The sequence below is a fragment of the Tenacibaculum soleae genome (assembly GCF_001693415.1).
Taxonomy (GTDB): Bacteria; Bacteroidota; Bacteroidia; order Flavobacteriales; family Flavobacteriaceae; genus Polaribacter; species Polaribacter soleae.
The window spans coordinates 95,004-106,660 of sequence record NZ_MAKX01000035.1 but is presented as its reverse complement, the minus strand read 5'-3'; the positions used below and the strand labels follow the sequence as shown (position 1 = coordinate 106,660).

General features: G+C 30.9%; 10 protein-coding genes. 4 read left to right on the top strand and 6 right to left on the bottom strand.

Going from position 1 to position 11,657, the window contains the following annotated elements; translation table 11 throughout:
- Positions 1–12: 12 nt before the first annotated feature.
- Positions 13–1,020, bottom strand: coding sequence for a 3-oxoacyl-ACP synthase III family protein (locus BA195_RS12975; RefSeq protein ID WP_068706137.1), 1,008 nt, complete (start codon positions 1,018–1,020; stop codon positions 13–15).
- A 96-nt stretch (positions 1,021–1,116) separates the two neighbouring features.
- On the opposite strand from BA195_RS12975, the gene BA195_RS12970 reads away from it, so the two are divergent.
- The 4 genes from BA195_RS12970 to BA195_RS12955 all read left to right on the top strand — a co-directional run bounded on the left by BA195_RS12970 (position 1,117) and on the right by BA195_RS12955 (position 5,605).
- Positions 1,117–2,508 (top strand): Gfo/Idh/MocA family protein, encoded by a 1,392-nt coding sequence (locus BA195_RS12970; RefSeq protein ID WP_068706135.1) that lies wholly within the window; start codon positions 1,117–1,119, stop codon positions 2,506–2,508.
- Positions 2,509–2,645: 137 nt separating this feature from the next.
- Positions 2,646–4,559: a molecular chaperone HtpG gene (gene htpG / locus BA195_RS12965; RefSeq protein WP_068706133.1), complete on the top strand. Its 1,914-nt coding sequence runs from the start codon at positions 2,646–2,648 to the stop codon at positions 4,557–4,559.
- A gap of 146 nt (positions 4,560–4,705) precedes the next feature.
- Positions 4,706–5,053 carry a VF530 family protein gene (locus BA195_RS14610; RefSeq protein ID WP_338116852.1) on the top strand — a complete coding sequence of 116 codons (348 nt, stop codon included), beginning with the start codon at positions 4,706–4,708 and terminating at the stop codon, positions 5,051–5,053.
- 12 nt (positions 5,054–5,065) lie between these two features.
- Positions 5,066–5,605, top strand: coding sequence for a GNAT family N-acetyltransferase (locus tag BA195_RS12955; protein ID WP_245662357.1), 540 nt, complete (start codon positions 5,066–5,068; stop codon positions 5,603–5,605).
- Positions 5,606–6,047: 442 nt separating this feature from the next.
- On the opposite strand, the gene BA195_RS12950 is transcribed toward BA195_RS12955, so the two are convergent.
- From BA195_RS12950 to BA195_RS12930, 5 genes are read right to left on the bottom strand one after another with little or no spacing between them, the layout of a single operon-like run.
- Positions 6,048–7,553: a lipopolysaccharide biosynthesis protein gene (locus BA195_RS12950; RefSeq protein ID WP_068706131.1), complete on the bottom strand. Its 1,506-nt coding sequence runs from the start codon at positions 7,551–7,553 to the stop codon at positions 6,048–6,050.
- 1 nt (position 7,554) lies between these two features.
- Positions 7,555–8,640: a non-hydrolyzing UDP-N-acetylglucosamine 2-epimerase gene (gene wecB, locus BA195_RS12945; protein WP_068706130.1), complete on the bottom strand. Its 1,086-nt coding sequence runs from the start codon at positions 8,638–8,640 to the stop codon at positions 7,555–7,557.
- Complete coding sequence (locus BA195_RS12940) at positions 8,637–9,917, bottom strand: glycosyltransferase (protein WP_068706128.1); 1,281 nt, start codon at positions 9,915–9,917, stop codon at positions 8,637–8,639. The genes wecB and BA195_RS12940 overlap by 4 nt, the downstream gene beginning before the upstream one ends.
- 1 nt (position 9,918) lies before the next feature.
- Entirely contained in the window at positions 9,919–11,103 is a 1,185-nt protein-coding gene (locus tag BA195_RS12935; RefSeq protein WP_068706126.1) for a glycosyltransferase family 4 protein, read from the bottom strand.
- A gap of 6 nt (positions 11,104–11,109) precedes the next feature.
- The gene (locus tag BA195_RS12930) at positions 11,110–11,628 is read right to left on the bottom strand and encodes a methyltransferase domain-containing protein (RefSeq protein ID WP_068706125.1); all 519 of its coding nucleotides are present in this window, start codon (positions 11,626–11,628) and stop codon (positions 11,110–11,112) included.
- Positions 11,629–11,657: the final 29 nt, after the last annotated feature.

Here is an 11,657-nt window from a genome sequence, read left to right as displayed (position 1 = left end):
GGGCTAAAACAACTACCATTTAATAATTACAGAACCCCAAGTAAATCCACTACCAAAGGCAGCTAAAACCACTAAATCGTTGTCTTTAATTTTACCTTTTTCCCAAGCTTCAGTAAGTGCTATAATTACAGAAGCAGCAGTAGTATTACCATACTTCATAATATTATTATACACTTTATCATCAGCCAATTGAAACTTTTTCTGAATAAATTGTGCGATACGTAAATTTGCTTGATGCGGAATTAACATATCTATATCACTTTTTTCTAATCCGTTAGCTTCTAAACCTTCGTTTATTGCTTCTGAAAAACGAGTAATTGCATGTTTAAATACAAATTGCCCATCCATGTAAGGAAAATATGATTGATCTTCTGGGTCGTTCTTTTCTAAAATATCCGGTACCCAACGCTGTGTAGATGGCCCTTCTAAAACTAATTTTTTTGCATGCTTACCTTCCGAATGTAAATGAGAAGATAAGATTCCTTTTACTTCCTCTTCACATCTAGAAAGCACTGCTGCTCCTGCTCCATCTCCAAAAATAACAGTTACTCCTCTACCTCTTGTTGATCTTTCTAAACCTCCAGAATGGTTTTCTGCTCCAATTACTAAAATGTTTTTATACATTCCTGTTTTAATAAACTGATCGGCAACAGACATTGAATAAATAAACCCCGAACATTGGTTACGTACATCTAAGGCACCAATTGTTGGCATATCTAATATATCTTGTACTTGTACTCCACCTCCAGGAAAATACATATCTGGACTTAAAGTTGCAAAAACAATAAAATCAATATCATCCTTCGTTAAACCTGCTCTTTCAATCGCTATTTTAGCCGCTTTTGCTCCCATTACAGCAGTGGTATCCTCTGTTTTTGGATCTATCCAACGACGTTCTTTAATTCCGGTACGCTCCTGAATCCATTCATCAGAAGTATCCATCCATTGTTTCAAATCGTCATTAGTTACTACGTTCTCTGGAACATAATAGCCTAAGCCTGTTATTTTTGAATTGTACATATTTATATGAAATTGTTTATTTTTAGTATCAATTTTGTAGCCTTCAAAAATAGTAATATTTTAACTTCCCTACAACAAACACTAATCCCCTAGTTTATGAACAGAAAAGATTTTATATCATTATCAACAAAAGCTGCTGCTTTTATAGGTTTATCTACCACCATTTCTTGTAAAAATGAAATTACTGAAAACACAAATCATTTATTAAATAACACAGCAAAAGGAACCGCTTTTAGCTTAACAGCACCTAAAATAGCTAAAGTAAACGTAGGAATTATCGGTTGCGGTAATCGAGGACAAACTTTACTACAAATGTTTGATTGGTTAGTTAAAAACAACAATGCTGAAATTATTGCTATTTCTGATTTAAAGAAAGAAAAAACTGATAAATTAAACGAACACTTACAAAAAACGCATCAAAAAACTGCTGATGAATACCACGGAAATTCAGATGAATGGAAAAAATTAGTAGATAGAGATGATATTGATCTATTAATCATTGCTACTCCATGGGAAATGCACACACCAATGGCATTATATGCTATGGAAAAAGGCAAACATGTTGCCTGTGAAGTTCCTGTAGCATATACAATAGAAGACTGCTGGAAACTTATTGAAACTGCCGAACGCACCCAAAGGCATTGTATGATGCTTGAAAACTGTTGTTTTAATAATGAAGAACTTTGGGTGTTAAACATGGTAAATCAAGGTGTTTTTGGTGATCTTACACATGCTGAAGGTGCTTACATTCATGATTTACGTAAACATTTATTAGACGAAAAATATTATGAAGATCAATGGAGAATTAAACATCATTTAAACAAAGACGGTAACTTTTATACTACCCATGGCTTAGGCCCTATTAGTCAGTATATGGATATTGGTCGTGGCGACACTTTTGACCATCTAGTATCAATGAGTTCAAGAGAAAAAAGTTTAAGCGATGCTGCCAAACGTAGCGGAGTTGATAAGTTTTCAAACATAAAATGTGGTGATATGAATACCACCATGATTAAAACCAAACTTGGCAAAACCATCATGCTGCAATTTGATGTACATACAGGTAGACCTTACAATCGTTTAAATACTGTAGTGGGTACAAAAGCTGTTCACGAAGGTTATCCATCTAAATTATATATTAATGATGATGAATTGGCTTGGTGGGGGCATAACTGGTTAAAAAAAGAGCAATATGATGAATACCGTGAAAAATACAACCATCCACTTTGGAGTAAATTAAAAGCGCAAATATCAGATAATTCTGTTGGCCATGGAGGTATGGATTTTGTAATGATTTACCGTTTAATTAAATGCCTAAACCAAGGTTTACCGCTAGATATAAATATATATGACAGTGTGTTATGGAGTGCTATTACTCCGCTTTCAGAACTATCTGTGGCTCAAAACAGTAGTTCTGTAAAGGTACCTGACTTTACAGGAGGCACTTGGAAAAATAAAAACAAAACAGAAATGTTACGAAACATTTAAACTTTTAAATGCATTATAAGAAAACGATAACAATGCTGTTATCGTTTTTTTTATGTCATCTTGTCACAAAACTTCTTTTGGTATTTTTTTTGACTATTTAACTTTCTAGAAAATAATATCAAACAAAATATATAATTATGAGCAAAGGAAGTATTAATGTATCGGTAGAAAATATATTTCCACTGATTAAAAAATTCTTGTATTCTGATCACGAAATATTTTTACGTGAGTTAATATCTAACGGAACAGATGCAACTACAAAATTAAAACACTTAATTGCTATTGGTGAAGCAAAAACCGAATTAGGTGATGCTAAAATTGAAATTAGTATTAATAAAGAAGCTAAAACCATAACCATTAAAGACCAAGGTTTAGGTATGACTGCTGATGAAGTAGAAAAATACATTAACCAAATTGCCTTTTCTGGAGCTGAAGAGTTCTTAAATAAATATGAAGATGGTAAAAACGAAACCGGTGTAATTGGGCACTTTGGTTTAGGTTTTTATTCTGCTTTTATGGTTGCTGATAAAGTTGAGTTAATCACAAAATCTTTTAAAGACGAACCAGCTGCACATTGGACTTGTGATGGATCGCCTGAATTTACTTTAGAAGCTCATGATAAATCTGATAGAGGTACAGAAATTATTTTACATGTTGCTGAAGACTCTTTAGACTTTTTAGAAGAAGCTAAAATTGGTGGTTTACTTAACAAATACAATCGTTTTAATCAAGTGCCAATTAAATTTGGAACTAAGCAAGTAAACGACCCTGAGTTTACACCACAAACAACAACTGATGCGGATGGTAAAGAAACTACTGAACCTCACAAACAAATTGAAGTTGATAATATTATCAACAATACAAACCCTGCTTGGACAAAAGCTCCTGCAGATTTAAATGATGAAGATTATACAAACTTCTACAGAGAATTGTATCCAATGCAATTTGAAGAATCTTTGTTTCATATTCATTTAAATGTTGATTACCCATTTAATTTAACAGGTATTTTATTCTTCCCTAAGTTATCACAAAACTTAGATATGCAAAAAGATAAAATTCAGTTATATCAAAACCAAGTTTTTGTAACCGATAACGTAGAGGGTATTGTACCTGACTTTTTACAAATGTTAAAAGGTGTTATCGATTCGCCAGACATTCCTTTAAACGTTTCTCGTTCAGGCTTACAAGCAGACGGAGCTGTAAAGAAAATATCTGGTTATATTACTAAAAAGGTTGCCGACAAACTAGCTTCTTTATACAAAAAAGATCGTGCTGATTTTGAACAAAAATGGAACGACATTAAAGTAATTATCGAATACGGAATGTTATCAGAAGATAAATTCTTTGATAAAGCTAAGAAATTTGCTTTATACCCAACCGTTGCTGATACTTATTTTACTTTTGATGAGCTAATTGAAAAAACAAAAGACGCTCAGACTGATAAAGATGGAAATCACGTAATTTTATATGCCTCTAACAAAGAAGCTCAGCACAGTTATATTCAAGAAGCAACTGCTAAAGGATATGAAGTTCTTTTATTAGATTCTCCAATTGTATCACATTTAATGCAAAAATTAGAAACTTCAGGCGAAACAAAAGTTCAGTTTGTACGTGTAGATTCTGATTTTATTGATAATTTAATTAAGAAAGACGAAGCTGTTATTTCTAAATTAACTGATGAAGAAAAAGAAACATTAAAACCAGTTATTGAAGGTGTAATTGCATCTCAAACATATACTGTTCAATTAGAATCTATGGATTCTTCTTCTTCTCCTTTCTTAATTACTGTACCAGAATTTATGCGTCGTATGAAAGAAATGCAAGCTTCTGGTGGTGGAGGTGGAATGATGGGAATGGGTAATTTACCTGAAATGTATAACTTAGTTGTAAATACAAATCACCCATTAGTTTCTGAAATTTTAAATGCTGATGAAGACAAGAAAAAAGACTTAATTACGCAAGCTTTCGATTTAGCCAAATTATCTCAAAACCTTTTACATGGTGAAGATTTAACCAACTTTATTAAGCGTTCTTATGAGCTTATTAAATAAGTAATTCTATTACTTTAAATATTACAAAACCTCTTTGTTTTTTCAAGGAGGTTTTTTTGTACATCATCTAAAAAACTGTATCAAATTGATTTAATTACTGATGTAAGTTTATATTTTTGTTGCTAAGTATTAAGATAAAAACACAAGTGATAGATACAGAAAATAATCAAACACAATCTAAAAGTATTGTAAACACCTTTTTTAAACCAAAAACTAACGAACAATTAAATAAAGAAAATCCTTCTAGACAAAATAGAAGGCAAGCTACTGAAGAGCAACTTAACAATCCACTACATGGTGTTAAACTTGCACAACTTCTAGAACGTTTAGTTGATTATTATGGTTGGGAAAGCTTGGCAGAACGTGTAAATATTCGATGTTTTAGGTACAACCCTACCATGAAATCGAGTTTAGGTTTTTTAAGAAGAACTCGCTGGGCTCGTGAACATGTTGAAGATGTTTATTTAGATATGCTAGAAGAACTGCAAGAATAATATCAGAATACTTTGTATAATCTTAAAAAAATAGAAATCATTAAAATAACAAAAGCAAACACCTCACAAGCAAAACTTTTTTCTAAAATTAGTGTTCCTTCTTTTTTAACTGCACATGGTCATTCTGCTCCGCCTAAAGATATGGATGCTTATATCGCTAATAACTTTAAAGAAAGCGACTTTATAGAAGAATTAGAAACTCCAGAAAATGAATATTATTTACTCGAATATGAAAGCCAAACTGCTGGGTATTCAAAAATAATTTTCAATAAAACCTGTAAAGATGTTACCGCTAAAAACATCACTTATATGAGTAGATTGTATTTACTTGAGGAATTTTATGGTTTAGGGCTCGGTAAAAAATTATTCGATTTTAATGTAGCCTTATGTAAGGAAAATAACCAGTCAGGAATTTGGTTAAACGTTTGGGTAGAGAACAAAAAAGCGATTCAGTTTTATAAAAAAGTTGGCTTTACAATAGTAGGAGAAACTGATTTTCAAATATCAGCAAGCCATTCAAATCCTAATCATATTATGTACTTAGCGTTTTAGTAATTACGCTTATAAACTTGGTTTAAAATTAAAATGTTTTATGCAATTTTGATATACCTAAAATATCAGATTGAGTATTTTTTTGTAAAATTTGGCACAGTCGAAATCAAATAAAACTATATAGAGAATAGTTTTTAAGTACTTGTATTTGATTCTCTATACAAATATACTAGAGTATCATCCAGCAAATTTACTCCAATTAACAAACTTTAATCAAATTGCAAAATAGGTTTAAGTTACCGCTATTTTATGCTAAAACATCTATTAAAAATAATTTTTAATAAACGTTTTGACTTTGACTGTGTTAAAATAAATTTATAAAACTATGTTTATCAGACTATTAAAAACATCGTATATCTTTGTAGTATAAATAATCCCCCTAAATTATTTGTTTTTCATTCCCCTAATAAAAGACTTATTCCCTTATGTGTATGAGTCTTTTTTATTTTATATACTTACCTACTAAATTATTCATTTGCTCTGATACTGCTAGTTTAATTACCACAAATACATACACTACAACAATTAAAATACTTTTTAAGATGATATTTATTATTGGATGAATTGGAAACTCTTTGATAAAAATCTCAGGGATATTAAAATTCCAGAAATAAAATCCTAAAAACAATATGGCAATTATAAATACCATTAAAAGTGTTTTTTGGGTAAAAGGAATCATCTTAAACTTTTGTCCTACAAACCATACTTTAAAGATATTAAATACTAAAACAGTAATTAAAGTAGCCAATGCTAACCCTTCGGTTCCCATATTTAAATAGGTATAAAAATAAGTGTTTAAGAAATATACCGACAAAGCCATACCAACTCCAACTGGTAAAGTGATTCTATAAAACTTTGAATTTTGAATAATAGCACCATTGTTACCTAAAGACATTAAAAATAACTTTGCGATAGAAATTAACAAAACAACTAACCCACCACCTGCGGCATAATTTTTATTAGGCATTAGTTTAAATAGTTCGTCTACATTACAATTTACTAGTATAAAAAACAAACCGCCTACTAATAATAAATTAATCGAACTTTTTTTATACAAACTCCTAGTTTCTATATCATTATCTTCATTGATAGATTTAGAGGTAAGCGGTTGTAATATTTGCCCCATAGCTCTACTTGGCGCTTCTATAAACGATCCTATAAACACCGCAACTCCATAATAAGCTGCCGTAGCAAACCCATCTTTACCTGGTATCATTACTTTATCAATATCTAAAATAATAGCACCAGCACTTCCTGCTAGAATAATATAAAAAGTGTAACGAAGCACTTCATTAAAGTTATCTGGCAACGTAAAACTAAGCTTTGGCGTATACAACTTAAAAGCATACAACATCATAAGAATTGTTCTTAAAATATATGCAAACGAGATATAGTACAAGAACTCTTGTTTGGTAATTACATTTAAATAAACCGCAACTAACAATAACATAACCGCTGCCCTATTGTAGAGCTCTTTTAATACATTACCAAAAACGGATTGCATTTGTACCTTTGCCCACGAATAAAATACTTCAAAATACGCACATGAAACCGCAACGATGTATATATAAATCGTGTAGTTTTCGATAATTAAATTTTCTTTTGAATTACTTTTTGCTACAAAATCCATAATCCAATCATGAAAATAACTCCAAAAGAAACCTATTGGTATTGCTATTAGCAGTGGTAAAAATAGTACTGTACTTAAAAATTTATCTTTTTCTACTTTAGAAGTATAGCTCGAGTAAAATTTTATAATTGTAAAATGTACTCCAAATGCTGTAATTGGCATAATTAAATTAGAAGCCGAAAAAACATACATTGTTAATCCGTAATACTCATCCTTTAAAAAACGTGTGTATAAAACCAATGTATTAATTCCACCAATTAAAAACCCTAGATAGATTATAATGGTGTTTTTTAGCGACTGTCTTAGTACGATTCCCAATTTATTCTTGAATTAATTTTATGATTGATTTGTATATTTTATCTCCAACATTATTGCCGTATAACGGTTCTTTAAATGTCATTTCTGAATTTAAAAACTCACTGAAAGCACTCGTCATTTTCTTCGGATGGGTTCCTGTAATTACAGCATATTTACAAGCTACCAATTCTGTCCATTCGGTTTCTTCTCTTACAATAATGCAGTTTTTTTTATTAAAAAACGCCTCTTTTTGAAGTCCACCACTATCGGTAACCACCAAACTACATTTTTTTAACAACTCTAACATATCAAAATAGCCAACAGGATCTATAAAAGTAATATTAGGTTGTAAGTTATACTCCGCTAACATTTTTTTAGTTCGAGGATGTAGTGGTAATATTACTTTTTTTGTTTTATTTATGGTTTCTAAAGCTGAAAACACTTCGGTTAATTTCTCTTTAAAATCTGTATTTTCCTGACGATGAATAGTTGCTAAAACAAATTCGTTTTCTGTTAAGTTTAACTCGCTTATAATAGTCGATTTTTCTTCTGAAAACTTACCGTAAAACTCAACAGCATCTTTCATGATGTCTCCATGCTGTTCTATCTTAATATCTAAATTATTAAAACCCTCTTTTTCTAAATTATCCATAGCAACCTGTGTAGGGCAGCTTAATAAATTAGCAATTCTATCCGTTACAATACGATTCACCTCTTCAGGCATTTGCATATTAAAAGAACGCAAACCAGCTTCAACATGCATCACTTTTATATGTAATTTCTTTGCAGCTAAAGCACCTGCAAGTGTAGAGTTTGTATCTCCATACACTATAACAGCATCTGGTTTTTCAACAACTAAAATTTCTTCTATTTTTTCTAGCATCTGCCCTGTCATGGCACCGTGACTTAAACCGTTGATATTTAAATTATACTTCGGTTTCGGTATTTGCATTTCATCAAAAAAAACGTCGCTCATATTGGCATCAAAATGCTGACCTGTATGTACAATTATTTCTTCAACTTCGCCATGTTTTTGTATCACTCGGCTTAACACAGCTCCTTTTACAAACTGAGGACGAGCCCCTAATATGGTAACTATTTTTTTCAAGAATATACTACTTGTTTAAGTATTATTGATAATTGTTTGGTTAATTCTTTGCGATGGTATTGTTCGATATTTACAGATGAAACTGTTAACGAGTTTTGTTGGTATTTTTTATACAAATCACTTACTACCTTTTTAAGTTTTTCTTTCTTATCAAAATCAACAATAGTACCTGCATTTGTTTTTGCCAAAATCTCCCCTAAATCTCCATCTTCAGGACCAATTGCTAAGATAGGACGTTTTGCTTGTAAATATTCAAAAATCTTTCCTGTTATAATTCCTTTAGCGCTTGGAACATTATTTACAGCTAATAATAAAACTTGTGAAGCTCGCTGATACTGTTGTACTTCTTTATGTGGCACATAATTTATACGTGTTACATTTTTAAAGTCATACTTCTTTAAATCTGTTACAACATCATCAGATAGTTTTCCAATCAGTTTTATTTCTAAATCGTTTTTAAAGTCGGTGTTTTCTTCGGATAATTCTGCCAGTGCTGTCCATAACATTTTCGGATTTCTATCTGCATTCATCAACCCGATATGTGTGATGGAGAATTTAGAATCTAAAACTGATTGATTATTAGTCTTTTCTTCAGAATCATACCCATTTGTTACCACATGTATCTTATCAGAAAACACCTCATAATTAGCCTTCATTGTTTTACCAACCACCAAACTTGCATCGGCATTTTTAAGGACTTCTTTTTCTAGCTGATGGTGTTTTTTTATAGCCTTTTTAGTTAATGGTAATTGATGAAAATAATCAATATCCGTCCAAGGATCACGAAAATCGGCAATCCACTTTACATTTGTTTTTTTCTTTAAATGCAATCCGATTAAATGTAAACTATGTGGCGGCCCTGTAGTAATAATTGCATCAATCTTATTTTCTGATAAGTATTTTTCGAGGTATTTTACCGATGGTTTTATCCAATATTTTCTTGCATCTGGAATAAAATAATTAGCTCGCACATATTGTAATATTTTACCGAAAAAAGTCGGATTCGGATTTAAAAAACCGGCACTTGTTTTAGTTTCTTTCTTTTTAAATATTAACAAAAAATCATTCGGTTCCCAAATAGCTTTTTTTATTACTTCAATACCTTTAGGAATATCGTTTGCTAAAGATTCGTCTAAAATTGGATATTTGGCTTCGTCAACTGTATATACTACAGGTTCTATATTAAAATCGTGTAAATATTTTACAAATTTTAACCAACGCTGTACTCCAGAACCACCAGCCGGAACCCAATAATATGTAATAATTAATACTTTCAAATTATAAATTATTGTATAAATCGATTAATCCTTTAGATGTTTTATCCCAAGTAAATTCATTTTTAACAAAATTTTCTCCGTTTTCACCTAATTCTTCCCTTAAAGTAGGATTGTTATATAACGTTAAAACTTTATCCTCGAAATCTGCTATATTTTGTGCTTCATGCACCAAACCTCCATTTATTTTTTCTATTAAGTTTTTCTGAGCAATGGCGTTACTTACCAATAATGGTTTTGCCAAACTCATATATTGAAACAGCTTATTTGCATACGCTACATCGTGCTGAATATTACGTTTTAAAGGCGAAATACAAATATCACTTACTTTTATATAAGACGGAAATAACGAGACATTTTGCCAACCTTCAAAATCGACAAATTCTTTAATATTTAATTTTTCAACTTCTGCTTTTAATATGTAATCGGTCGTGTTTTTACCAACAATTACCAATTTAATAGTCGGAATTTGTTCTTTTAATTTTGCAATAGCTCTTATTGCCGTTAGTAAACCTCTACGAACATGGGTATCTCCTAAATAAAGAATTACAAAATTTTCTTTATACTTTTTGATGATTCTCGTATTCAGTTCAAAGGAATCGTAAAAAGATTTACGAATCGTATTGGGTACTAAAACCACTTTATTTTCAGCTATTTTAGTTCTATCAACCAACTCATTCACAAACTCTTGAGAAACCGTAATTACTTTATCAGCTTTTTTAATAAACGCCTCTTCTTTTCGCTTCCATTTTTTAGGAGAAATGATATATTTTCCTGGAAATTTCTGTAGATGTGGATAAAACTTCATCACCTCTGGCATATTATCATGCAAATCTAAAACCACAGGTAATTGCTGCTTTTTATTTGCTAAAAAAACTGCTTCAGCGATTCGAATATCATGAATATGAATGGCTTCAATCTTATTTTTAGATAAAAAATCAGCAATCTTCTTTTTCATCAAAAATGAATAAAAAGGAATGGTGTATGCTAAAGCAGATAATTTATATTCTAATTTATTAGATTGGTATCGCTTAACATAAATTTGGTTGATCGTTTCTTCCTGCTGATCTCCTCCATAAGTCAAACAAAATAAAAACACTTCGTGCCCTTTTTTTATCAACTCTATCGCTTCATTTTCTACACGAGGATCTGGCGGAAAAACCTTATCCAATATCATTCCTATTCTCATCTACAACTACTTTCTTTCTGCGTAAACAGCATAATATCTCGGAATAAATTTCCTTAATATTGGTCTGAAACCTATTTTATTAACCGGGCTTGTCCATTTTTCTGAATCAACAATATTCCAGTCCGATTTTTCTAGTAACCAATCAAATTGCCAGTCTTCAAATTCATGATAATGCCTGTCCCACACATCCGTTTTACTTCTGTAGGCATTTGCGAACCATAGTTTTAACGGAACTGTAGTAATTAGCTTTGTACTTTTTATTGCTTTTAAAATATTTAATGGCGCTAACATGTGTTCGAAAATCTCAAACGATGTTACTGCGTCTACTTCGTATTCTTTTACAACATCTGTAATAAAATCTAAATCTTCTCCTTTGGTATTAATCACAGTATACCCATGATTTTCCATAATTTCTGTAAACCTATTTCTAGTACCTAAATCTAAAATAGTTGCTGGTGCTGGTAATACTTTCTCTAAAAATTTTATCGTATGGTTATACCTTTTTTGAGGATAATATGTTTTCATTAATTCTATTTAAAAAATTTATAACTAAA

Excerpts from the sequence above, each read along its gene's own strand:
- BA195_RS12975 (WP_068706137.1), bottom strand. The coding sequence starts at position 1,020 with ATGTACAATTCAAAAATAACAGGCTTAGGCTATTATGTTCCAGAGAAC.
- BA195_RS12970 (WP_068706135.1), top strand. The coding sequence starts at position 1,117 with ATGAACAGAAAAGATTTTATATCATTATCAACAAAAGCTGCTGCTTTT.
- htpG (WP_068706133.1), top strand. The coding sequence starts at position 2,646 with ATGAGCAAAGGAAGTATTAATGTATCGGTAGAAAATATATTTCCACTG.
- BA195_RS12935 (WP_068706126.1), bottom strand. The coding sequence starts at position 11,103 with ATGAGAATAGGAATGATATTGGATAAGGTTTTTCCGCCAGATCCTCGT.
- BA195_RS12930 (WP_068706125.1), bottom strand. The coding sequence starts at position 11,628 with ATGAAAACATATTATCCTCAAAAAAGGTATAACCATACGATAAAATTT.